Here is a 24,423-nt window from a genome sequence, read left to right as displayed (position 1 = left end):
AATGAGAATGTAGGGAAGATGCCTCTTCCCACTTACTCACTGTTTGATAAACCCTTTGTAATGGCGTTTCACTAATTGACTTTCGAGCTGTTTCATTGTCTCTAAAGCAACACCGACAACAATTAGCAAACTCGTTCCACCAATCTGTGCAGATTGTGGCAGATTTGCAACTTGAATAAATAAAACAGGTAGAATTGCAATTGCCGCTAAGAAAATTGCACCTACAAAGGTCAACCGATACAAGATCTTTGTTAGATATTGTTCTGTATTCTTACCCGGACGAATACCAGGAACATATCCACCCTGTTTATTTAAGTTTTCAGCCATCTGTTCAGGATTCACTTGAACAAATGCATAGAAATATGCAAAAGCAATAATTAGTGTAACATATATGATCATACCCACTGGATGAGTATAGTTAAAGTTCTTAATAATCCACTGCGATATTTCATATTTCGGGAAAAACTGTGCAATAGTCGGAGGCGTAATCAAGAATGAAACAGCAAAAATTACTGGAATAACACCGGCACTATTTACCTTAAGTGGTAAATGAGTGTTTTGTGCTCCAGTATAACCACCATTTCCAGTTACGCGCTTCGCATATTGAATCGGGATCTTTCTAACAGCCTGTTGAATGTAAATAACACCAACTACAACTGCTAACACAGCTAACAAAATTAAACCAACTCTTACGATACGAATGAACAAGTCATCTCCGGCATTTTGGAACTGCTGTGCATACACTTGACTTATAGTATTTGGGATCGCTGCGGTAATACCTGCAAAGATGATAATAGAAATACCGTTTCCTACTCCCTTTGCCGTAATCTGCTCACCTAACCACATTAGAAATGCAGTTCCGGCAGTCAGTACCGTAGCAATATATAAGTATGTTGACCAGCTAGGATCCGTAATTAACTGTCCACCTGCCATACCGTTAAAACCGATTGACATACCGATTGCTTGAATAAAAGCAAGAACAATTGTAAAGTAGCGGGTAAACTGATTTAACTTACGACGACCCATTTCCCCTTGTTTTGACCATTCCGTAAATTTAGGAACAACATCCATCTGCAATAATTGCACGATGATGGATGCTGTAATGTACGGCATGATTCCCATCGCAAAGATGGAGAATTTTTTCAAGGCTCCGCCGCCAAATGTATTCAGAATACCCAATACATTCAACTGGTCTTGCGCTCTCAGTACATCTGCATTTGTATGAGGCACTGGGATGAACGTGCCAATCCGAAACACGATTAACATCGCTAAAGTGAATAATATTTTCTTTCTTATCTCAGCAACGCGCATAAAGTTGGAGATTGTGCGAAACATTAGATCACCTCAACTGTTCCGCCAGCCGCTTCAATTGCTTCTTTTGCAGTTGAAGAGAACTTGTGAGCTTTAACAGTAAGCTTTTTCTCTACCGCACCGTTTGCAAGAATTTTAACACCGTCATTTAATTTGCTGATAACGCCAGTCTCAAGCAATAATTCAGGTGTTACTTCTGTACCGTCTTCAAAACGATTTAACGTTGTTAAGTTAACGATAGCAAACTCTTTACGGTTAATGTTTGTGAAGCCGCGTTTTGGTAAACGACGGAATAATGGAGTTTGACCACCTTCAAAACCAAGACGAACACCGCCGCCAGAACGTGCGTTTTGTCCTTTATGACCTTTTCCAGCAGTTTTACCATTACCAGAACCGATACCACGACCTACACGGTTACGAACTTTACGAGAACCTTCTGCAGGTTGTAATTCATGAAGTTTCATTCCAAGGCACCTCCTTATATTGATGAGTTATCATTAAGCTTCTTTTACAGTTACAAGGTGAGAAACTTTGTTGATCATACCGCGAATAGCAGGAGTTTCTTCCTTAACTACAGTTGAATTCAACTTTTTAAGACCTAAAGCTTCTACAGTCGCACGTTGATCTTGTGGACGACCAATTACACTACGAGTGAGGGTAATTTCTAACTTTTTCGCCATTATGTTTTCCCTCCTTCTTAACCTAGTAGCTCTTCTACAGATTTACCGCGTAATTTTGCAACATCTTCAGCACGCTTAAGATCTTTTAATCCATTTACAGTAGCACGGATCATGTTAATTGGTGTGTTAGAACCAAGAGATTTAGAAAGAATATCTTGTACACCAGCTAATTCAAGAACCGCACGAACTGGACCACCAGCGATAACTCCAGTACCTTCTGCAGCAGGTTTTAAGAATACTTCACCCGCTCCAAATTGACCGATAATTTCGTGTGGAATTGATGTACCAACTAATGGTACTTCGATTAAGTTTTTCTTAGCATCTTCGATAGCCTTGCGGATTGCATCTGGTACCTCTTGCGCTTTACCAGTACCGAATCCAACATGACCGTTTTTATCACCAACTACAACCAGTGCAGCGAAGCGGAAACGACGACCACCCTTAACAACTTTCGCAACACGGTTTATCGTAACTACACGTTCTTCAAGTTCAAATTTACTTGGGTCAATGCGACGCATCTATTTTCCCTCCTTTGACCATTAAAATTGTAAGCCAGCCTCACGAGCAGCTTCAGCTAAAGCTTTAACACGACCATGGTATAAGTAACCGCCGCGATCAAATACTACTTCTTTAACGCCTTTCTCTACAGCACGTTTAGCAACTAATTCGCCAACTTTAGTAGCAGCTTCAGTGTTGCCTGTACCGTTAAGAGTAAGTTCTTTATCAAGAGTAGACGCGCTTGCTAATGTTACACCGTTTACATCATCAATTACTTGAGCGTAAATGTGTTGATTAGAACGGAACACGTTTAAACGTGGACGCTCAGCAGTACCAGCAAGCTTTGCACGTACACGTGCGTGTCTTTTCTTACGAACCGCATTTTTATCAGGTTTAGTGATCATTCTTGTCACTCCTTTCTTTCACCTAACGGGTTTACTTAGCAGTTTTACCTTCTTTACGACGTACAACTTCGCCTTCGTAACGAATACCTTTGCCTTTGTATGGCTCTGGAGCACGTACAGCGCGAACGTTAGCAGCGAATTCGCCAACACGTTGCTTGTCGATACCTTTAATTACGATCTTTGTAGGAGCAGGAACTTCAACTTCAAGACCAGCTTCTGGAGTCATCTCAACTGGGTGAGAGTAACCTACGTTTAATACAAGTTTGTCACCTTGTTTTTGTGCACGGTAACCAACACCGATTAATTCAAGTCCGCGAGCGAAACCTGTTGTTACACCTTCAACCATGTTTCCAAGAAGAGCACGAGTTGTTCCGTGTAATGCACGGTGTACCTTCTGTTCAGAAGGGCGTTCTACTGTTAAGATATTTTCTTCAATTTTGATAACCATATCAGCATTGAAAGTACGAGTTAATTCACCTTTAGGGCCTTTTACAGTTACAGTATTGTTTTCTGCTACTGTAACTGTAACACCTGCAGGGATTTCAAGAATCTTTTTACCAATACGAGACATGTGGTCACACCTCCGTTCGTTTAAATATATATTACCAAACGTATGCTACTACTTCTCCACCAGTTTGTAATTGACGAGCATCTTTGTCCGTCATTACGCCCTTAGATGTAGAAACAAGTGCAATACCTAATCCGTTAAGTACACGTGGTACTTCATCAGCTTTTGCATAAACGCGTAAGCCAGGCTTACTGATACGCTTTAATCCAGTGATTACGCGCTCATTGTTTACACCGTATTTTAGGAAAATACGAAGGATACCTTGCTTGTTATCCTCGATGTATTCCACATCACGAATGAAACCTTCACGTTTTAGGATTTCAGCGATTTCTTTTTTGATTTTAGAAGCAGGAACTTCTAATTTCTCATGACGTACCATGTTCGCATTACGGATGCGAGTAAGCATATCTGCAATTGGATCTGTCATCACCATGTGTTTTACCTCCTTCCCATTTGTGGGTATTACCAACTAGCTTTTTTAACACCAGGAATTTGACCTTTATATGCAAGTTCACGGAAACAAATACGGCAAAGTTTAAATTTGCGGTATACAGAATGCGGACGACCGCAGCGCTCGCAACGTGTATAATCTTGCACTTTAAACTTAGGAGTACGCTTTTGTTTCGCAATCATAGATTTTTTAGCCACGTTTTCGCCTCCTCTACTTAGCGTTGGCTTCCATTATTTTTGGAATGGCATACCGAATTGTGTTAATAGTTCACGAGCTTCTTCATCAGTTTTCGCTGTAGTAACGATTACGATGTCCATACCACGAACTTTACTTACTTTATCATAATCAATCTCAGGGAAAATTAATTGCTCTTTAACACCTAATGTGTAGTTACCACGACCATCGAAAGATTTCTTAGAAACACCACGGAAATCACGTACACGTGGTAAAGAAACTGATACTAATTTGTCGAAGAACTCATACATTTGCTCGCCGCGTAAAGTAACCTTTGCACCGATAGGCATACCTTCACGAAGACGGAAACCTGCGATAGATTTTTTAGCGCGAGTTACAACAGGCTTTTGACCTGCGATTTGTGTTAATTCTTCTACAGCACTGTCTAATGCTTTAGAATTGGATACCGCGTCACCAACACCAGTGTTGATTACGATCTTTTCGATTTTCGGTACTTCCATTACAGATTTATAGTTAAACTTGCTCATAAGAGCAGGAGTAATTTCTTTTTGGAATTTCTCTTTAAGGCGATTCAATGAAGGGACCTCCTTTCATATAGAACTTATTTATCTAATAATTCACCAGATTTTTTTGCAACACGAACTTTTTTACCATCTTCCACTTTGTAACCTACGCGAGTAGGTACACCTGTTTTAGGATCTAATGGCATAACATTAGATACGTGGATAGCTGCTTCTTTCGTGATAATTCCACCTTGTGGATTTAACTGAGATGGCTTAGAGTGCTTCTTAACGATGTTAACACCCTCAACGATAACACGGTTTTCTTTTGGGAAAGCTGCAAGGATAACACCTTGTTTTCCTTTGTCTTTACCACTGATTACCTGTACTTTATCACCTTTTTTTACATGCATCTTACTTCTGCACCTCCTTAGCAAGGCAAGACCTTAAATTATAGAACTTCTGGAGCTAAAGAAACGATCTTCATGAAGTTGTTATCACGTAATTCACGAGCTACTGGTCCGAAGATACGAGTACCACGTGGGCTCTTATCGTCTTTGATGATAACCGCTGCGTTTTCATCAAATTTGATATAAGAACCGTCTGGACGACGAGCACCGCTCTTCGTACGTACTACTACTGCTTTAACAACGTCACCTTTTTTAACAACGCCACCTGGTGTTGCTTGTTTTACCGTAGCAACGATAATATCACCGATGTTTGCGTATTTACGACCAGAGCCGCCTAATACTTTAATTGTTAAAAGTTCACGTGCGCCAGAGTTGTCAGCTACTTTCAAACGAGATTCTTGTTGGATCATGTTATGAAACCTCCCTTCGGACTTAAAATTCCGATTCGTCTATATTTAGATAATAACCGCTTCTTCAACGATTTCAACTAAACGGAAACGCTTAGTAGCAGAAAGCGGGCGAGTTTCCATGATTTTTACGATATCGCCAACTTTTGCTTGGTTTTGCTCATCATGCGCTTTGTACTTCTTAGAATACTTAACGCGTTTTCCGTACAAGGAATGAGTTTTGTAAGTTTCAACTAAAACTGTAATCGTTTTGTCCATTTTGTCAGAAACAACACGACCAGTATAAACTTTGCGTTGGTTACGTTCGCTCACTTTGCAAACCTCCCCTCAATTTATCGATTAATTCCGATCTCTCTTTCACGAACTACAGTTTTCATACGAGCAATCGCTTTACGCACTTCACGGATGCGTGTTGGATTCTCTAATTGTCCTGTAGCAAGCTGGAAGCGAAGATTAAACAACTCTTCCTTTAACGCTTTAACTTTTGTTTCGATTTCGGCAGTGGTTAATTCACGAATATCATTAGTTTTCATTAGATTCACCACCATTTTCTTCACGTTTTACGAATTTACATTTCACTGGTAACTTGTGAGCTGCAAGACGTAATGCTTCGCGTGCTACCTCTTCAGATACACCCGCGATTTCAAACATAACCTTTCCAGGTTTTACTACTGCTACCCAACCTTCTGGAGCCCCTTTACCGGAACCCATACGTACTTCTAGAGGTTTAGCAGTGTAAGGTTTAGAAGGGAAAATTTTAATCCAAACTTTACCGCCACGTTTCATATAACGAGTCATTGCACGACGAGCTGCTTCGATTTGACGGTTTGTAATCCAAGAAGCCTCTTGAGATTGTAAACCAAACTCACCAAAATGTACTTCAGCGCCACCTTTTGCACGACCACGCATTTTACCACGATGCTCTCTACGATATTTTACGCGTTTAGGCATTAACATATTATTTTCCTCCTTCCTCAGAAGCTTTCTTTTTTGTAGGAAGGACTTCTCCACGGTAGATCCATACTTTTACGCCTAATTTACCGTACGTTGTATCAGCTTCAGCTGTTGCATAGTCAATATCAGCGCGAAGTGTATGAAGTGGAACAGTTCCTTCACTGTAAGATTCTGCACGAGCGATATCAGCTCCGCCAAGACGACCAGAAACCTGTGTTTTGATACCTTTAGCTCCTGCACGCATAGCACGTTGAATTGCTTGCTTCTGTGCACGACGGAAAGATACACGGTTTTCTAATTGACGAGCGATGTTTTCGCCTACTAATTTAGCGTCAAGATCAGCTCTCTTAACTTCTAAAATGTTGATGTGTACACGTTTACCTGTTAATTGGTTAAGAGCTTTACGAAGTGCTTCAACTTCTGTACCACCTTTACCAATTACCATACCAGGTTTTGCAGTGTGAATTGTAACATTTACACGATTTGCCGCACGCTCGATTTCTACTTTAGAAACAGCAGAATCTTTTAAGCGAACGTTGATGTACTCACGAATTTTGATGTCTTCATGTAAGAATGTAGCATAATCTTTTTCAGCGTACCAACGAGATTCCCAATCACGAATGATACCGACACGAAGACCAACTGGACTAACCTTTTGACCCATCGATTATCCCTCCTTCTTTTCTGATACCACAACTGTGATGTGGCTTGTGCGTTTGTTAATTTGGCTTGCACGACCCATTGCACGTGGACGGAAACGTTTTAACGTTGGACCTTCGTCAACGAAAACTTTTTCAACAACTAAGTTGTTTACATCCATTTCATAGTTATGTTCTGCATTTGCAATTGCAGATTTCAAAACTTTTTCTACAACTGGAGAAGCAGTTTTTGGCGTGTGGTTAAGGATAGCAATCGCTTCACCCACTTGCTTACCTCGGATTAAGTCTACTACTAAACGAACTTTACGAGGAGCAATACGAACTGTTCTCGCTACTGCTTTAGCTTGCATTGAAGTGCCTCCTCTCATTATCTTCTAGTTTTCTTATCGTCAGCATCATGACCTTTGTACGTACGAGTTGGTGCGAACTCACCTAACTTGTGGCCAACCATATCCTCAGTTACGTATACAGGAACGTGTTTACGACCATCATATACAGCGATTGTATGACCAATAAACTGTGGGAAGATCGTTGAACGACGAGACCAAGTTTTTACAACTTGTTTTTGCTCAGTTTCATTTAACTTTGCAATTTTGTTCATTAAATGATCATCAACAAATGGTCCTTTTTTCAAGCTACGAGCCATTTTGGTGCCTCCCTTCGTGATTGCCGTACGGTTCTAGAAATGAACCGTACTACAACCCCATTATTTTTTACGACGACGAACGATGAATTTGTCAGACGCTTTATTTTTCTTACGAGTTTTGAATCCAAGAGTTGGTTTACCCCATGGAGACATTGGAGACTTACGTCCGATTGGTGAGCGACCTTCACCACCACCGTGTGGGTGATCAACTGGGTTCATTACAGAACCACGAACAGTTGGGCGCTTGCCTAACCAGCGAGAACGACCCGCTTTACCAATTTTAATAAGTTCATGGTGCTCATTACCTACTTGACCTACTGTAGCGCGGCAAGTAGCTAGAACTAAGCGTACTTCACCAGAAGTTAAACGTACAAGTACGTATTTACCTTCTTTACCAAGTACTTGAGCAGATGTACCAGCAGAACGAACTAATTGTCCACCACGGCCTGGTTTAAGCTCGATGTTATGAACAACTGTACCTACTGGAATGTTGATTAATGGTAATGCGTTACCGATTTTAATGTCCGCTTCTGGGCCAGACATGATTTCCATACCTACTTCTAAGTTTTTAGGAGCAAGGATGTAACGTTTTTCACCGTCAACGTAGTTAATTAATGCGATATTCGCAGAGCGGTTTGGATCGTATTCGATCGTAGCAACGCGTCCAGGAATTCCATCTTTGTTACGTTTGAAGTCGATGATACGGTATTGACGCTTGTGTCCGCCACCTTGGTGACGTACAGTAATTTTACCTTGGTTATTACGTCCAGCCTTTTTGCTTAAAGGCGCAAGTAATGATTTTTCCGGTCTATCAGTCGTGATTTCAGCGAAATCATTCGTAGTCATATTACGACGACCGTTAGTAGTTGGATTATACTTTTTGATTGCCATCTGATTTTCCCTCCTTCTTTAGTAAGAATTAAACTCCTTGGAAGATCTCGATTTCTTTGCTGTCAGCAGTAAGCTTAACGATTGCTTTACGACGACGGTTAGTGAAACCAGCGTGACGACCAACACGTTTTGCTTTTGGCTTGTAGTTCATGATATTTACTTTCTCAACTTCAACACCAAAGATAGCTTCTACAGCATCTTTAACTTCCGTTTTATTAGCTTTAACGTCCACATCGAACGTGTATTTTTTTTCAGCCATCATTTCCATAGAACGTTCAGTGATAACTGGGCGCTTAATGATATCACGAGGATCTTTCATTATGCAAGCACCTCCTCTACTTTTTCCACTGCCGCTTTTGTCATGATCAGCTTATCATGATGAAGCACGTCTAAAACGTTTACGCCATCAGCAGTGATTACTGTTACTCCAGGAATATTGCGAGCAGATAACTCAACTGCTTCGTTTACATCAGCAGTTACGATAAGAGCTTTCTTCTCAACAGTTAATCCTTTAAGAACTGCTACCATGTCTTTTGTTTTTGGTGCATTTAACACTAAGTCTTCAAGAACTACGATGTTGTTCTCAACTACTTTAGTAGCTAATGCAGATTTAATAGCTAAGCGACGAACTTTTTTAGGTAGTTTGTATGCATAGCTTCTTGGTGTAGGTCCGAATACCGTACCACCACCACGCCATTGAGGAGAGCGGATAGAACCTTGACGAGCACGTCCAGTTCCTTTTTGACGCCATGGTTTGCGACCTCCACCGCGCACTTCAGAGCGAGTTTTTACTTTATGTGTACCTTGACGTAAAGATGCACGTTGCATCATTACTGCTTCAAAAAGTACAGCTTCATTTGGTTCGATACCGAAAACAGTTTCAGCTAATTGGATTTCACCAACTTCAGAACCAGTTTGGTTAAATAACTTTACTTTTGGCATTGGGGTTCCTCCTTTCTTATAGAGAATTATTTGCTAGCCTTAACAGCACTACGAACAACTACAAGAGATTTCTTAGCGCCAGGAACGTTGCCTTTTACTAACAGTAAGTTGCGTTCTACGTCAACTTGAACGATTTCTAGGTTTTGAATAGTAACTTGGTCTCCACCCATACGTCCAGCAAGTTTTTTGCCTTTGAATACACGGTTCGGAGCAACAGGGCCCATTGAACCAGGACGACGGTGATAACGAGAACCGTGAGACATAGGTCCGCGAGATTGTCCGTGGCGTTTAATAGCACCTTGGAAACCTTTACCTTTAGAAATACCTGTTACGTCTACAGTTTCACCTGCAGCGAAAACTTCTACTTTTACCTCTTGACCAACTTCTTGTCCTTCCACGTCTGCATCGCGAAGTTCGCGAATGAAGCGCTTAGGAGCAGTAGTTGCTTTAGCAACGTGACCTTGTTCAGGTTTGTTAGCTAATTTTTCGCGTTTGTCAGCAAAACCTAACTGAATTGCATTGTAGCCATCAGTTTCAACAGTTTTCTTTTGAAGAACAACGTTTGGAGTCGCTTCGATAACAGTTACAGGAATTAGCTCGCCGTTTTCAGCAAATACTTGAGTCATACCGATCTTTTTTCCTAAGATTCCTTTGGTCATGAGTTACACCTCCTACATTTTAACTTATATAAATTATAGTTTGATTTCGATATCTACACCAGATGGTAAGTCTAAACGCATTAAAGAGTCTACTGTTTGTGGAGTAGGGCTCACGATGTCGATTAGACGTTTGTGCGTGCGCATTTCGAATTGCTCACGAGAATCTTTGTATTTATGAACCGCACGAAGAATCGTGTAAACAGTTTTTTCAGTTGGTAATGGGATTGGACCAGAAACTGTCGCCCCAGAACGCTTAGCTGTTTCTACAATTTTCTCAGCTGACTGATCAAGAATACGGTGATCGTAAGCTTTTAAACGAATACGAATTTTTTCTTTTGCCATTATTTTCCCTCCTTCGTTCGCCTATTTTAAAAATAGACATTCTCCATGGAAATTTCCACACACTCGCCATGGCAAAGCGGCCGGGTGTGTCAGCAACCTTCCACTTCATCGCAGTCAAAGACCAACATTGTTTATTATACAATGTTATTCGTCCAGATGCAAGCATTTTTTGTTCGCATCTGCTTTTCTCTACTTTTGCTATTATACATGGCACTTTGAATAATTTCAAGTTTTCATCTGCTGTAATTCTTTTTACAGTTTTTGGTTGAATGGTTTTGTAGTTTATATATTATAGAAGAAACTCGTCAAAGCTTAAAAATAGATCTTTATCTATTATAAATTGAAACTTCCATCAGTAGGTTTTCTTCCTCTGCCCGTCTTCCTCACTTCTCTCTCAATTTTGAGGTGAGGGCTTACTACTCACAAATAGCCGGATAAATAAAAAACCCAAGGGAAAATCCCTTGGGTTTCATATATCAGTTAAGATTACTCAACGATAGTTGCAACTACACCGTAACCTACAGTACGTCCACCTTCACGAATAGAGAACTTAGTTCCCTCTTCGATCGCGATTGGAGCGATAAGTTCGATAGTCATTTCGATGTTGTCACCAGGCATTACCATTTCAGTACCTTCTGGTAATTGGATGATACCAGTTACGTCAGTTGTACGGAAATAGAATTGTGGGCGGTAGTTAGCGAAGAATGGAGTGTGACGTCCACCTTCTTCTTTAGATAAAACGAAAACTTCAGCTTTGAATTTAGCGTGAGCTTTTACAGAGCCAGTTTTAGCAAGAACTTGTCCACGTTGGATCTCTTCACGAGCAACCCCACGAAGTAGAGCACCGATGTTGTCTCCAGCTTGAGCTTGGTCAAGAAGCTTACGGAACATTTCTACACCAGTTACAGTTGTAGATTTGTTTTCTTCAGTAAAACCGATGATTTCTACTACGTCACCAACTTTAACTACACCGCGCTCTACACGACCTGTAGCAACTGTACCACGACCTGTGATAGAGAATACGTCCTCAACAGGCATTAAGAATGCTTTTTCAGTGTCACGTTCTGGAGTTGGGATGTAAGCATCAACTTCGTTCATTAATTCGATGATTTTTGCTTCCCACTCAGCATCTCCTTGAAGAGCTTTAAGAGCAGAACCTTTAATTACAGGGATATCATCGCCTGGGAAGTCGTATTCAGATAATAGATCGCGAACTTCCATTTCTACTAATTCTAATAACTCTTCGTCGTCAACCATGTCGCATTTGTTTAAGAATACAACGATGTAAGGAACACCTACTTGACGAGAAAGAAGGATGTGCTCACGAGTTTGAGGCATTGGGCCATCAGCAGCAGATACTACTAAGATACCGCCGTCCATTTGAGCAGCACCAGTGATCATGTTTTTAACATAGTCAGCATGTCCTGGGCAGTCAACGTGTGCATAGTGACGAGTTTCAGTTTCGTACTCAACGTGTGCAGTTGAGATTGTGATACCGCGCTCTCTTTCTTCTGGAGCAGCATCGATTTGGTCGTAACCTTTCGCTTCAGCACCACCAGCTTTTGCAAGAACTGTAGTGATAGCAGCAGTTAATGTAGTTTTACCATGGTCAACGTGGCCGATTGTACCAATGTTAACATGTGGTTTAGAACGTTCGAATTTAGCTTTTCCCATTCTAAATTCCTCCTTGGTTATATAGATTATTTTATATTCAGACTAGAAAGTAAGGAGCCTAAGCCCCGCTGCTTTCTAAGCTTACATAAGTAGTTATACTTGAACAATCGATAAAAATCAATTATTCACCTTTATTTTTTTTAATAATTTCTTCTGAAACAGACTTCGGTACTTCTTCATAATGATCAAATGTCATTGAGAATGTTCCGCGTCCTTGAGTGTTAGAACGTAATGACGTTGCATAACCGAACATTTCAGAAAGTGGAACCATAGCGCGAACAACTTGTGCGTTACCGCGAGCTTCCATACCTTCTACACGTCCACGACGAGATGTTACGTCACCCATAATGTCACCCATGTACTCTTCAGGAATTACAACTTCAACTTTCATCATTGGCTCAAGAATTACTGGGTTACATTTAGAAACCGCAGCTTTAAGAGCCATAGATGCAGCGATTTTGAACGCCATCTCAGAGGAGTCAACATCATGGTAAGATCCGTCAACCAACGCAGCTTTAATGTCTACTACAGGATATCCTGCAAGTACACCATTTTTAAGCGCATCTTCAAGACCTGCTCCTACAGCTGGGATGTATTCACGTGGAACTACACCACCGACGATCTTGTTTTGGAATTCGAATCCTTTACCTTCTTCGTTAGGTTCAAACTCAATCCAAACGTGACCGAATTGTCCACGACCACCAGATTGACGAGCGAACTTACCTTCAACTTTCGCAGAAGCGCGGAAAGTCTCACGGTATGCTACCTGAGGAGCACCAACGTTTGCTTCCACTTTGAATTCACGGCGCATACGGTCAACGATGATATCAAGGTGAAGTTCACCCATACCAGCGATGATTGTTTGGCCAGTTTCTTGGTCAGTGTGAGCACGGAATGTTGGATCTTCTTCAGAAAGCTTAGATAATGCTGTACCCATTTTATCTTGGTCAGCTTTAGATTTTGGTTCGATAGCTACAGAGATAACCGGCTCTGGGAATTCCATAGACTCAAGGATAACAAGGCTCTTCTCGTCACAAAGAGTATCACCAGTTGTAGTATCTTTTAAACCTACAGCAGCAGCGATGTCACCAGCATAAACTGTTGAAATCTCTTCACGGCTGTTTGCGTGCATTTGTAGGATACGACCTACACGCTCACGCTTACCTTTAGTTGAGTTTTTCACGTAAGATCCAGAGTTTAATGTACCAGAGTACACACGGAAGAACGTTAATTTACCAACATAAGGGTCAGTCATGATTTTGAATGCTAAAGCTGCGAATGGTTCTTCATCGCTAGATTTACGTTCTACTTCTTCATCTGTATCCGGAATGATACCTTTAATAGCAGGTACGTCAAGTGGAGATGGAAGGTAGTCGATAACTGCATCTAACAGAATTTGAACACCTTTGTTTTTGAATGCTGAACCACAGATTACTGGGAAGAATTCAACAGAAGTTGTAGCCTTACGGATACCAGCTTTAAGCTCTTCTACAGTGATTTCTTCACCTTCTAGGTACTTCATCATCATTTCTTCATCAAGCTCTGCTACCGCTTCGATAAGTTTTCCGCGGTATTCATCAGCTAATTCTTTATGTTCTGCAGGAATTTCAATACGTTGGATATCTGTTCCTAAGTCGTTTGTGTACATGTATGCACACTCTTCTACTAGGTCGATAATTCCCGTAAACTGATCTTCAGCACCGATTGGTAACTGAATTGGATGAGCGTTTGCTTGTAAACGATCATGAATTGTTCCTACAGAGTATAAGAAGTCTGCACCGATCTTGTCCATTTTGTTAACGAACACGATACGTGGTACACCGTAAGTAGTAGCCTGACGCCAAACAGTTTCTGTTTGTGGTTCTACACCAGATTGCGCGTCAAGTACTGCTACCGCACCATCAAGTACGCGTAAAGAACGTTCTACTTCTACAGTGAAGTCTACGTGTCCTGGAGTGTCAATGATGTTTACACGGTGACCTTTCCATTGAGCAGTAGTTGCTGCAGAAGTAATTGTGATACCACGCTCTTGTTCTTGCTCCATCCAGTCCATCTGAGATGCACCTTCGTGAGTTTCACCGATTTTATGAATGCGGCCTGTGTAGTACAGGATACGCTCAGTTGCTGTTGTTTTACCAGCATCGATGTGAGCCATGATACCAATATTACGAGTGTTTTCTAAGGAGAACTCTCTAGTCATTTGGTGTCTTTCTCCTTCCTAATATGGATTGGATTTTTTTATTTTAAGTAGCAAAAAAGCCACTTTATTTTGTTACATATGTCAGTATGTCTAGTACTCTCATTATGTAAAACGAGCGCCCATTGAAAGGGAGAGGTATTCTCCCTCTCCACAATTCCATAAGCGACAAATAAAGCGGTTTATGCTTATAGTTATTTTTCGTTGAATCCTACCAACGGTAATGAGCAAATGCTTTGTTAGCTTCTGCCATTTTGTGAGTGTCTTCGCGTTTCTTAACAGATGCACCAGCGTTGTTAGCTGCATCTAAGATTTCGTAAGCTAAACGCTCTTCCATAGTTTTTTCACCACGAAGACGAGCATAGTTTACTAACCAACGAAGACCTAAAGTTGTACGGCGTTCTGGACGAACCTCAACTGGAACTTGGTAGTTAGCACCACCAACACGACGAGCGCGTACTTCAAGAACAGGCATGATGTTCTTAAGAGCTTGCTCGAATACTTCCATTGGTTCATTACCAGTACGTTCACGAACGATATCGAACGCATTATAAAGAATTGTTTGAGATTTACCTTTTTTACCGTCAACCATCATTTTGTTGATTAGGCGTGTTACAAGTTTAGAATTGTACATTGGATCTGGTAACACGTCACGTTTCGCAACAGGTCCTTTACGAGGCATATTGAGTTCCTCCTTTCAGTTCAGTTTTATTATTTCTTAGCAGCTTTTGGTCTCTTAGTACCATATTTAGAACGTCCTTGCATACGTTTGTCAACACCAGCTGTGTCAAGCGCACCACGAACGATGTGGTAACGTACCCCTGGTAAGTCTTTTACACGACCACCGCGAATTAATACTACGCTGTGTTCTTGTAGGTTATGACCGATACCTGGGATGTAAGCAGTAACCTCGATACCGTTTGTTAAACGTACACGAGCGTATTTACGTAACGCTGAGTTCGGTTTCTTTGGAGTCATTGTACCAACACGAGTACATACACCACGTTTTTGAGGTGCAGAGATATCAGTTGCTTTTTTCTTTAAAGAGTTGAAACCTTTGTTTAACGCAGGTGATTTAGATTTCCATACTTTATCAGTACGTCCATTTCTCACTAATTGGTTAATAGTAGGCATTAATTTATCCTCCCTTCGCACGTTTGTATGACCACATATCCAGGTGGTTCATTATTAGTTGAAAACAAAGTTTTTGCAAGGGAGAGCAAATGCTCTCTCCTCACAAAAACAGTTTTAACTTGTTATTCCTATCACTGAAGCTCCCACTTGTATCTCGCACATTTTCATGTTGAGATCCAGTTTCAAAAGGCATGTTATATTACATCACCAAAGCGAATGCAACGTTCTAACTATACCGTGTTGAATTTCATTCAACGTTTGTTTAGGAGCAACCTTGCTTATATTAACATTTTGCATTACATAATGTCAACTAGGATTATCTGTTTTTATACAAAATTTACGACGGAAAATTTTAGTTTTCTACGTAAACCTCGTCATTTTCTACATTTATTTCTTCTTTTGCTGTTTTTACAAGATCTACTCTGCGGTAACGATTCATACCTGTACCAGCCGGAACAAGTTTACCGATAATAACATTTTCTTTCAGACCAAGAAGTTCATCGCGCTTACCTTTAATTGCCGCATCAGTTAACACACGAGTTGTTTCCTGGAATGATGCTGCAGATAAGAATGAATCTGTTTCAAGTGAAGCCTTTGTAATACCAAGAAGGATTGGACGTGCTGTTGCTGGTTGTTTACCTTTAAGCAACACTTTGGCATTTGCATCTGTGAACTGATGAATATCCAGTAATGTTCCTGGTAATACATCTGTTTCACCAGCATCGATTACACGAACTTTACGAAGCATTTGGCGAACCATTACTTCAACGTGTTTATCACCAATTTCTACCCCTTGCATACGGTATACTTTTTGTACTTCACGAAGCAGGTATTCTTGAACTGCTGTAATATCTGTTACTTTCAGTAATTCTTTTGGATCGATAGAACCTTCTGTAAGTTCTTTACCGTGTTCAATGCGGTGTCCTGGAGCTACTTTTAGACGAGCGCCATAAGGAATTGCATACGTACGAGTTTCTACATCACCTTGTACAACAACTTCTTGGCGATCTTTCACATCGTTAACCGCTGCAACAACACCGTCGATTTCACTGATAACCGCTTGACCTTTCGGATTACGCGCTTCGAAAATCTCTTGAATACGCGGTAAACCTTGTGTGATATCGTCTCCAGCAACCCCACCTGTATGGAATGTACGCATCGTTAACTGTGTACCTGGCTCACCGATAGATTGAGCTGCGATAATACCAACCGCTTCGCCTACTTCTACATCTGTACCAGTAGCTAAGTTGCGACCGTAACATTTCTTACATACGCCGTGGCGTGTGTTACATGTAAATGCAGAACGGATGTACAATTGTTCAACGCCTGCTTTTTCAATGATATGAGCGATATCTTCTGTAATTAATTCATTTTCACGAACTAACACTTCGCCTGTTTCTGGATGCTTCACAGATTTTCTTGCGAAACGTCCTACAAGACGATCGTATAAGGACTCGATAATTTCGTTTCCTTCTTTAATTGCGCCAATTAATAAGCCGCGGTCTGTTCCACAATCGTCTTCACGAACGATAACATCTTGTGCAACGTCAACAAGACGACGAGTTAAGTAACCAGAATCCGCAGTCTTAAGTGCTGTATCGGCAAGACCTTTACGCGCACCATGTGTAGAGATGAAGTACTCGAGTACCGTTAAACCTTCGCGGAAACTTGATTTGATTGGAAGTTCGATAATACGACCAGATGGGTTTGCCATCAAACCACGCATACCAGCAAGCTGAGTGAAGTTCGATGCGTTACCACGGGCACCAGAGTCACTCATCATGAAGATCGGGTTGCGCTTATCTAAGGTTTTCATCAGTTTTCCTTGGATAACATCTTTTGCGTTACTCCAAATAGAGATAACACGATCATAACGTTCTTCCTCTGTAATTAAACCGCGACGGAATTGCTTAATTACTGTATCTACTTTCGCTTGCGCTTCATGCAAGATTTCTTCTTTTTCACCTAATACAAGGATATCCGCCACACCAACTGTAATACCAGCTTTTGTAGAGTATTTAAATCCTAGATTTTTCATGCGGTCAAGCATGCGAGATGTTTCAGTAATTTTGAAACGTTTAAATACTTCAGCAATGATATTACCAAGAATTTTCTTGCTAAATGGTGCCACTTCTTCGCGACTAGCAATAATTTCTCTTACGTTAGCGCCTTTTTCAACAAAGTATTCCACTGGAGTTTCTTTCTCCAAGTTTGTTTTTGTTGGTTCGTTAATGTAAGGGAAAGATTTCGGTAAGATTTCATTGAATATTAACTTACCAACTGTTGTTAACAACAACTTGCTGTTTTGCTCTTCTGTAAACGTTTCGTTGTTTACAGAGCTTGCTGCAACAGCAACACGAGTATGCAAGTGCACATATCCGTTTTGGTATGCAATTAATGCTTCATTCGTATCTTTGAAAACCATACCTTCACCAATTGCACCTGCACGTTCAAGCGTTAGGTAGTAGTTACCTAATACCATATCCTGAGATGGTGTAACAACTGGTTTTCCGTCTTTCGGGTTCAAGATATTTTGTGCAGCTAACATAAGAAGACGAGCTTCTGCTTGTGCTTCTGATGATAACGGAACGTGAACCGCCATTTGGTCACCGTCAAAGTCCGCGTTGTATGCAGTACATACAAGTGGATGAAGACGAATTGCACGACCTTCTACTAATGTAGGTTCAAACGCTTGAATACCAAGACGGTGAAGCGTTGGAGCACGGTTTAGAAGTACAGGGTGTTCTTTAATTACAGACTCTAAAACATCCCAAACTTCAGGCTGTACTCGCTCAATTTTACGTTTCGCACTCTTAATGTTGTGTGCTAATCCTTTTCCTACCAACTCTTTCATTACAAAAGGTTTGAACAATTCAAGCGCCATTTCTTTTGGCAGACCGCATTGGTACATTTTTAAGTTCGGTCCTACAACGATAACGGAACGACCAGAGTAGTCAACACGTTTACCTAATAAGTTTTGACGGAAACGTCCTTGCTTACCTTTTAACATATGAGAAAGAGATTTTAATGGACGGTTACCAGGTCCAGTAACTGGACGGCCACGACGACCATTATCGATTAAAGCATCTACTGCTTCTTGTAACATACGCTTTTCGTTTTGGACGATGATGCTTGGTGCACCTAAGTCTAATAAACGTTTTAAACGATTGTTACGGTTAATTACACGACGGTATAAGTCGTTTAAGTCAGAAGTTGCAAAACGTCCACCATCTAACTGTACCATTGGACGAAGCTCTGGTGGGATAACTGGAAGAACATCTAGAATCATCCAAGATGGTTCGTTTCCAGAGTTACGGAATGCTTCTAATACTTCTAGACGTTTAATAGCACGAGTACGACGTTGTCCTTGTGCTGTTTTTAACTCTTCTTTTAAGAAGTCTACTTCTTTATCTAAATCGATATCTTGTAATAACTTCTTAATTGCCTCTGCGCCCATAGAAGCTTGGAAAGAGTTTCCGTATCTATCGCGATACGCACGGTATTCCTTCTCCGAAAGAAGCTGCTTCTTATCAAGCGGTGTATCACCGCTTTCTGTTACTACATAAGAAGCGAAATAAATTACTTCTTCAAGCGCGCGAGGGGACATGTCTAAGACAAGTCCCATGCGGCTTGGGATACCTTTGAAATACCAAATATGAGATACAGGAGCAGCTAATTCGATATGACCCATACGTTCACGACGAACTTTCGCACGCGTTACTTCAACGCCGCATCGATCACAAACTACACCTTTATAACGGACGCGTTTATATTTACCACAATGACATTCCCAGTCTTTTGTTGGACCGAAAATACGCTCACAGAACAAACCGTCTTTCTCTGGTTTCAATGTACGATAGTTAATCGTCTCGGGTTTTTTTACTTCCCCATATGACCAAGAGCGAATTTTGTCTGGTGATGCAAGTCCAATCTTCATATATTCAAAGTTGTTTACATCTATCAAGGGGCCTACCTCCCTTTTAGTCTACAGGTTATCCCAATTATTCCTTCGTTGTCTCAACTTCGACATTTAATTTATCTGCAGATTGATGATCATCATCGTCATCAGTATCACGCATTTCAATTTCAGTATCGTCGCTAGACATCATCTTAACATCCATACCTAAGCTTTGTAATTCCTTAATCAATACTTTGAATGATTCAGGAACACCTGGTTCTGGAACGTTTTCGCCTTTTACAATCGATTCGTACGTTTTCACACGACCAACAACATCATCCGACTTAACTGTTAAGATTTCTTGAAGAGTATAAGCAGCACCGTAAGCTTCAAGTGCCCAAACCTCCATCTCACCGAAACGTTGTCCACCGAACTGTGCTTTACCTCCAAGAGGCTGTTGCGTTACAAGTGAGTATGGTCCAGTAGAACGAGCATGAAGTTTATCATCAACCATGTGTGCAAGTTTAATCATGTACATGACACCAACAGATACACGGTTGTCGAATGGTTCACCAGTACGTCCATCGTATAGAATTGTCTTTGCATCACGTGCCATACCAGCTTCTTCGATTGTTCCCCACACATCTTCCTCGCGAGCGCCATCGAATACTGGTGTTGCAACGTGGATACCAAGATATCTTGCTGCCATACCAAGATGAAGCTCTAGCACCTGACCGATATTCATACGAGATGGTACCCCTAATGGGTTTAACATGATATCGATTGGTGTGCCATCTGGTAAGTAAGGCATATCTTCTTCCGGTAAAATACGGGAGATAACACCTTTGTTACCGTGACGACCGGCCATCTTGTCACCTTCAGAAATTTTACGTTTTTGAACGATATATACACGTACAAGTTGATTCACGCCTGGTGGCAATTCATCGCCATCTTCACGGTTGAATACTTTTACGTCTAAGATAATACCGCCGCCGCCGTGTGGTACGCGTAGTGATGTATCACGCACTTCACGAGCTTTCTCACCGAAGATTGCATGTAATAGACGTTCTTCTGCTGTTAATTCCGTTACACCTTTTGGTGTTACTTTACCAACAAGAAGGTCTCCGTCTTTTACTTCTGCACCGATGCGGATAATACCGCGCTCATCAAGATTGCGAAGCGCATCTTCCCCTACGTTTGGAATGTCTCGTGTAATTTCTTCTGGTCCTAGCTTTGTATCACGAGCTTCAGATTCATATTCTTCAATATGAATAGAAGTATACACATCATCTTTTACAAGGCGCTCACTCATAATAATCGCATCCTCGTAGTTATAACCATCCCATGTCATAAAGCCAACAAGCACGTTACGACCAAGTGCAAGTTCACCTTTTTCCATAGAAGGACCGTCTGCAAGAATCTCACCTTTTACAACTTCATCTCCAACACTTACGATTGGGCGTTGGTTGTAACAAGTTCCTTGGTTAGAACGGACAAATTTTAACATTTTATAGCGATCTAAATCACCTTTTACTTGTTGGCCGTCTACTTCGATGTAACGACGTACCCAAACTTCGCGGGCTTCTACGCGTTCAACAATACCAGGATATTTACAGATTACTGCAGCACCTGAGTCTTTCGCTGATACGTACTCCATACCAGTACCTACAATTGGAGATTCTGGGTTCATAAGCGGAACTGCTTGACGTTGCATGTTCGCACCCATTAGCGCACGGTTCGAGTCATCATTTTCTAAGAACGGAATACAAGCTGTCGCAGCAGACACAACCTGTTTTGGAGAGATATCCATGTAGTCAATACGTTCGCGTTTTACTACAACGTTCTCATCACGGAAACGGGCTACAACATCTTCATCAAGGAAATCTCCTTCTTCAGATAAACGTGCATTTGCTTGGGCAACAACATAGTTGTCTTGCTCATCAGCTGTTAAATAATCCACACGTGTTGTTACACGTCCAGTTTCTGGATCAACACGACGGTATGGTGTTTCAATGAAACCAAATTCATTTACTTTCGCAAATGAAGATAAAGAGTTAATCAAACCGATGTTTGGTCCCTCTGGCGTTTCAATTGGACACATACGACCATAGTGAGAGTAGTGAACGTCACGTACTTCAAAACCTGCGCGCTCACGCGTTAAACCACCAGGTCCTAATGCAGATAGTCTTCGTTTATGCGTTAACTCTGCTAATGGGTTTGTTTGATCCATAAACTGAGATAACTGCGAGCTTCCGAAGAACTCTTTAATAGATGCAATAACCGGACGAATGTTAATTAACGCTTGCGGTGTAATTGCATTTGTATCTTGAATCGACATTCTCTCACGAACAACACGCTCCATACGAGAAAGACCGATACGGAATTGGTTTTGTAACAATTCCCCTACAGAACGTAGACGACGGTTTCCTAAATGGTCAATATCATCCGTGTCTCCTACTTTATATAGAAGGTTAAAGAAATAGCTAATAGATGCAATAATATCGCCTGGTGTAATATGTTTTACATCGCGATCAATGTTCGCATTACCAATAATATTGATAGAACGCTCTCCATCTGCATCTGGAGCATAAATCTTAATAGATTGCAATTCAACATTGCCTTCTACCACTCCACCTATCGGCTTCGCAGTTTTAAAGCCAATGTTCTTTTCTAAGTAAGGTAACATACGATCTAATGTACGACGATCTAAGATTGTTCCTTCTGCCGCTAAAATTTCGCCTGTTTCAGGATCCACCAATGTTTCAGCTAAGCGTTGGTTAAACAATCTGTTTTTAATGTGTAATTTCTTATTAATTTTGTAACGACCTACATTTGCTAGATCATAACGTTTTGGATCAAAGAAGCGAGAAACAAGCAAGCTCTTCGCATTTTCTACTGTTGGTGGTTCACCTGGACGTAGACGCTCATAAATTTCAAGCAATGCTTTTTCTGTGCTATCCGTGTTATCTTTTTCTAGCGTATTGCTTAAGTACTCGTTATCACCTATAAGCTCGGTGATTTCTTGATCAGAGCCAAACCCTAATGCGCGTAACAAAACAGTTACAGGTAGTTTGCGCGTACGGTCGATACGCACATAAACAACATCCTTAGCATCTGTTTCATACTCTAACCAAGCTCCGCGGTTTGGAATTACAGTAGCAGTAAATCCGCGTTTTCCGTTTTTGTCCACCTTGCCGCTGTAGTATACACTTGGTGAACGAACTAACTGAGAAACAATAACGCGTTCTGCACCGTTAATTACGAATGTTCCTGTCTCTGTCATGAGTGGGAAATCTCCCATGAACACATCTTGTTCTTTCACTTCACCAGTTTCTTTATTGATTAGACGCACTTTTACACGAAGTGGTGCTGCATACGTCACATCACGCTCTTTACATTCTTCTACAGAATATTTCGGTTCGCCTAAACTGTAGTCGATAAACTCAAGCGATAGATTTCCCGTAAAGTCTTCAATCGGAGAAATGTCTTGGAACATTTCTCGCAAACCCTCATCAAGAAACCACTGATAAGAAGAGGTTTGAATTTCGATAAGATTTGGTAATTCTAATACCTCACTAATACGGGCATAACTTCTTCGTTGGCGGTGGCGTCCGTATTGAACTAGTTGACCTGTCAACTGCTTCACCCCTCAAATCATGAGTATTATAAATGCACAAAAATGCGCAAAATCACAACTAAATACAGCTAACACAAATTGCGTAGCCTTTTTCTCTAAAAAAGATAGATACGTTGAGTATTTCTAACTGCTCAAAAAGAAAAATGGTTTCTATAAGAAAACCATCATTCTGTTTCATAATCTGCTGATTTTACTATCTTTTCCAAGAGAAGCAAAAATATACATCGTTCTCAACGCAGAAAATCATATATTGGCATTTTATAATGCTAACACAAACCAAAAAAACCGTCAACGTTTTTTTGATTTTATGATATAATATCCTTTTTTCTTTTCTACAACTTCCACAAAATCGAACACTTCTTCTAACTTTTTCACCGCGGATGGTGCACCTTGTTTCTTTTGAATCACAATCCAAAGCTCACCGCCTGGCACAAGATAATCCACGGCTTTTTCTAGAATCTCATGTACTACTTGTTTCCCCGCACGAATTGGCGGATTAGATAAAATAGCAGCATATTGTCCACTTACATTTTCATATACACTACTTTGATAAATCTGGACATTTCCAATTCTATTATTAGCGGCGTTTTCTTTCGCAAGCCCAAGCGCTCTTTCGTTCACATCCACCATATGGACTGTACGCCCTTGAAACTCTTTTGCTAAAGATAAACCAATTGGACCATATCCACACCCGACATCTAACACGTCACCTTGAACATCCGGCATCTGAAAGGCTTCGATTAAAAGACGAGAACCAAAGTCCACTTCATTTTTCGAAAACACCCCGTGGTCAGATAAGAAAACAAATTGAGATCCTCTCAACTTATATTCCCAACGTTTACGATCACTTTTGCTAGAGGGATCGTTAGAAAAATAATGGTCTGCCACATGGCCACCTCTTTTCTTTACAGTTAAAAAAAAAGCTCGCATGAGAGCGAGCTTTTTTTAAAGCTTCAAAAGTTAATTACTTAACTTCTACAGCAGCGCCAACTTCTTCAAGTTTAGCTTTGATTTCTTCAGCTTCTTCTTTAGAAACGCCTTCTTTAACTGCTTTTGGAGTGTTGTCAGCTAATTCTTTAGCTTCTTTTAAGCCAAGACCAGTGATTTCACGAACAACTTTGATAACTTTGATTTTTTGAGCGCCTGCATTAGCAAGTACAACATCAAATTCAGTTTTCTCAGCAGCAGCTTCACCAGCGCCACCAGCTACAGCTACAGGAGCAGCAGCAGTTACGCCGAATTCTTCCTCGATAGCTTTTACTAAGTCGTTAAGTTCTAATACAGTCATAGATTTAACTGCTTCAATGATTTGTTCTTTAGTCATTGTAAATATCCTCCCTTAAATAGGTTTGTATTGTTTTATCGA

Annotated in this window: 30 protein-coding genes; all 30 read right to left on the bottom strand. The window is 40.8% G+C overall.

The window, feature by feature from the left end:
* Window positions 1-36: 36 nt before the first annotated feature.
* Window positions 37-1,335, bottom strand: coding sequence for a preprotein translocase subunit SecY (gene secY / locus ACFQZ1_RS09380; protein WP_377881841.1), 1,299 nt, complete (start codon window positions 1,333-1,335; stop codon window positions 37-39).
* Window positions 1,335-1,775, bottom strand: coding sequence for a 50S ribosomal protein L15 (gene rplO, locus ACFQZ1_RS09375; protein WP_098310007.1), 441 nt, complete (start codon window positions 1,773-1,775; stop codon window positions 1,335-1,337). Before rplO ends, secY begins: the two co-directional genes overlap by 1 nt.
* Window positions 1,776-1,808: 33 nt before the next feature.
* The gene (rpmD, locus tag ACFQZ1_RS09370) at window positions 1,809-1,991 is read right to left on the bottom strand and encodes a 50S ribosomal protein L30 (protein ID WP_020062307.1); all 183 of its coding nucleotides are present in this window, start codon (window positions 1,989-1,991) and stop codon (window positions 1,809-1,811) included.
* A 17-nt stretch (window positions 1,992-2,008) separates the two neighbouring features.
* A complete protein-coding gene (rpsE, locus tag ACFQZ1_RS09365; protein ID WP_336484572.1) occupies window positions 2,009-2,509 on the bottom strand; it encodes a 30S ribosomal protein S5 in 501 nt (166 codons plus the stop codon).
* Between the two features lie 21 nt (window positions 2,510-2,530).
* Window positions 2,531-2,893, bottom strand: a complete 363-nt coding sequence (rplR, locus tag ACFQZ1_RS09360; RefSeq protein ID WP_377881840.1) for a 50S ribosomal protein L18 — start codon at window positions 2,891-2,893, stop codon at window positions 2,531-2,533.
* A 31-nt stretch (window positions 2,894-2,924) separates the two neighbouring features.
* Window positions 2,925-3,464: a 50S ribosomal protein L6 gene (rplF, locus tag ACFQZ1_RS09355; RefSeq protein WP_377881839.1), complete on the bottom strand. Its 540-nt coding sequence runs from the start codon at window positions 3,462-3,464 to the stop codon at window positions 2,925-2,927.
* Between the two features lie 31 nt (window positions 3,465-3,495).
* Window positions 3,496-3,894 carry a 30S ribosomal protein S8 gene (rpsH, locus tag ACFQZ1_RS09350; protein ID WP_020062303.1) on the bottom strand — a complete coding sequence of 133 codons (399 nt, stop codon included), beginning with the start codon at window positions 3,892-3,894 and terminating at the stop codon, window positions 3,496-3,498.
* Between the two features lie 29 nt (window positions 3,895-3,923).
* Entirely contained in the window at window positions 3,924-4,109 is a 186-nt protein-coding gene (gene rpsN, locus ACFQZ1_RS09345) for a 30S ribosomal protein S14 (protein ID WP_020062302.1), read from the bottom strand.
* A gap of 33 nt (window positions 4,110-4,142) precedes the next feature.
* Entirely contained in the window at window positions 4,143-4,682 is a 540-nt protein-coding gene (gene rplE, locus ACFQZ1_RS09340) for a 50S ribosomal protein L5 (protein ID WP_020062301.1), read from the bottom strand.
* A 26-nt stretch (window positions 4,683-4,708) separates the two neighbouring features.
* Complete coding sequence (rplX, locus tag ACFQZ1_RS09335; RefSeq protein ID WP_377881838.1) at window positions 4,709-5,020, bottom strand: 50S ribosomal protein L24; 312 nt, start codon at window positions 5,018-5,020, stop codon at window positions 4,709-4,711.
* A 38-nt stretch (window positions 5,021-5,058) separates the two neighbouring features.
* Window positions 5,059-5,427 carry a 50S ribosomal protein L14 gene (gene rplN / locus ACFQZ1_RS09330; protein WP_035433708.1) on the bottom strand — a complete coding sequence of 123 codons (369 nt, stop codon included), beginning with the start codon at window positions 5,425-5,427 and terminating at the stop codon, window positions 5,059-5,061.
* 45 nt (window positions 5,428-5,472) lie between these two features.
* Window positions 5,473-5,736: a 30S ribosomal protein S17 gene (gene rpsQ / locus ACFQZ1_RS09325; RefSeq protein WP_011983253.1), complete on the bottom strand. Its 264-nt coding sequence runs from the start codon at window positions 5,734-5,736 to the stop codon at window positions 5,473-5,475.
* Window positions 5,737-5,756: 20 nt separating this feature from the next.
* On the bottom strand, window positions 5,757-5,957 hold the full coding sequence (rpmC, locus tag ACFQZ1_RS09320) for a 50S ribosomal protein L29 (protein ID WP_000855718.1): 201 nt from the start codon (window positions 5,955-5,957) through the stop codon (window positions 5,757-5,759).
* A complete protein-coding gene (gene rplP / locus ACFQZ1_RS09315) occupies window positions 5,947-6,381 on the bottom strand; it encodes a 50S ribosomal protein L16 (protein WP_020062298.1) in 435 nt (144 codons plus the stop codon). Before rplP ends, rpmC begins: the two co-directional genes overlap by 11 nt.
* 1 nt (window position 6,382) lies before the next feature.
* Window positions 6,383-7,042, bottom strand: a complete 660-nt coding sequence (gene rpsC / locus ACFQZ1_RS09310; protein WP_020062297.1) for a 30S ribosomal protein S3 — start codon at window positions 7,040-7,042, stop codon at window positions 6,383-6,385.
* A gap of 3 nt (window positions 7,043-7,045) precedes the next feature.
* Window positions 7,046-7,387, bottom strand: coding sequence for a 50S ribosomal protein L22 (gene rplV, locus ACFQZ1_RS09305; RefSeq protein WP_011983250.1), 342 nt, complete (start codon window positions 7,385-7,387; stop codon window positions 7,046-7,048).
* Between the two features lie 17 nt (window positions 7,388-7,404).
* Window positions 7,405-7,683: a 30S ribosomal protein S19 gene (gene rpsS, locus ACFQZ1_RS09300; protein WP_020062296.1), complete on the bottom strand. Its 279-nt coding sequence runs from the start codon at window positions 7,681-7,683 to the stop codon at window positions 7,405-7,407.
* Between the two features lie 60 nt (window positions 7,684-7,743).
* Entirely contained in the window at window positions 7,744-8,574 is an 831-nt protein-coding gene (gene rplB, locus ACFQZ1_RS09295) for a 50S ribosomal protein L2 (RefSeq protein ID WP_098310002.1), read from the bottom strand.
* A gap of 28 nt (window positions 8,575-8,602) precedes the next feature.
* The gene (gene rplW / locus ACFQZ1_RS09290; RefSeq protein WP_035433713.1) at window positions 8,603-8,893 is read right to left on the bottom strand and encodes a 50S ribosomal protein L23; all 291 of its coding nucleotides are present in this window, start codon (window positions 8,891-8,893) and stop codon (window positions 8,603-8,605) included.
* A complete protein-coding gene (gene rplD, locus ACFQZ1_RS09285; RefSeq protein WP_154710857.1) occupies window positions 8,893-9,516 on the bottom strand; it encodes a 50S ribosomal protein L4 in 624 nt (207 codons plus the stop codon). The genes rplW and rplD overlap by 1 nt, the downstream gene beginning before the upstream one ends.
* Window positions 9,517-9,542: 26 nt before the next feature.
* A complete protein-coding gene (gene rplC, locus ACFQZ1_RS09280) occupies window positions 9,543-10,175 on the bottom strand; it encodes a 50S ribosomal protein L3 (protein WP_230576168.1) in 633 nt (210 codons plus the stop codon).
* Window positions 10,176-10,208: 33 nt separating this feature from the next.
* A complete protein-coding gene (gene rpsJ / locus ACFQZ1_RS09275) occupies window positions 10,209-10,517 on the bottom strand; it encodes a 30S ribosomal protein S10 (RefSeq protein ID WP_001040596.1) in 309 nt (102 codons plus the stop codon).
* 486 nt (window positions 10,518-11,003) lie between these two features.
* The gene (tuf, locus tag ACFQZ1_RS09270; RefSeq protein ID WP_272190985.1) at window positions 11,004-12,191 is read right to left on the bottom strand and encodes an elongation factor Tu; all 1,188 of its coding nucleotides are present in this window, start codon (window positions 12,189-12,191) and stop codon (window positions 11,004-11,006) included.
* 121 nt (window positions 12,192-12,312) lie between these two features.
* Window positions 12,313-14,391 (bottom strand): elongation factor G, encoded by a 2,079-nt coding sequence (gene fusA / locus ACFQZ1_RS09265; protein ID WP_377881837.1) that lies wholly within the window; start codon window positions 14,389-14,391, stop codon window positions 12,313-12,315.
* 208 nt (window positions 14,392-14,599) lie between these two features.
* Window positions 14,600-15,070, bottom strand: coding sequence for a 30S ribosomal protein S7 (rpsG, locus tag ACFQZ1_RS09260; protein WP_020062289.1), 471 nt, complete (start codon window positions 15,068-15,070; stop codon window positions 14,600-14,602).
* Window positions 15,071-15,099: 29 nt separating this feature from the next.
* Window positions 15,100-15,522, bottom strand: a complete 423-nt coding sequence (gene rpsL, locus ACFQZ1_RS09255; protein WP_098309996.1) for a 30S ribosomal protein S12 — start codon at window positions 15,520-15,522, stop codon at window positions 15,100-15,102.
* 352 nt (window positions 15,523-15,874) lie between these two features.
* Window positions 15,875-19,486 carry a DNA-directed RNA polymerase subunit beta' gene (rpoC, locus tag ACFQZ1_RS09250; protein WP_377881836.1) on the bottom strand — a complete coding sequence of 1,204 codons (3,612 nt, stop codon included), beginning with the start codon at window positions 19,484-19,486 and terminating at the stop codon, window positions 15,875-15,877.
* Between the two features lie 37 nt (window positions 19,487-19,523).
* Window positions 19,524-23,057 carry a DNA-directed RNA polymerase subunit beta gene (gene rpoB / locus ACFQZ1_RS09245; protein WP_377881835.1) on the bottom strand — a complete coding sequence of 1,178 codons (3,534 nt, stop codon included), beginning with the start codon at window positions 23,055-23,057 and terminating at the stop codon, window positions 19,524-19,526.
* A 288-nt stretch (window positions 23,058-23,345) separates the two neighbouring features.
* A complete protein-coding gene (locus ACFQZ1_RS09240) occupies window positions 23,346-23,945 on the bottom strand; it encodes a class I SAM-dependent methyltransferase (protein WP_377881834.1) in 600 nt (199 codons plus the stop codon).
* A gap of 76 nt (window positions 23,946-24,021) precedes the next feature.
* Entirely contained in the window at window positions 24,022-24,381 is a 360-nt protein-coding gene (gene rplL / locus ACFQZ1_RS09235) for a 50S ribosomal protein L7/L12 (RefSeq protein ID WP_377881833.1), read from the bottom strand.
* Window positions 24,382-24,423: the final 42 nt, after the last annotated feature.

Origin of the sequence: Bacillus sp. CGMCC 1.60114 (genome assembly GCF_042676365.1) — a bacterium.
GTDB classification, from domain to species: Bacteria; Bacillota; Bacilli; order Bacillales; family Bacillaceae_G; genus Bacillus_A; species Bacillus_A rhizoplanae_A.
Note: the sequence above shows the minus strand (reverse complement) of the source record. Positions and strands in the feature narration are given on the sequence as shown.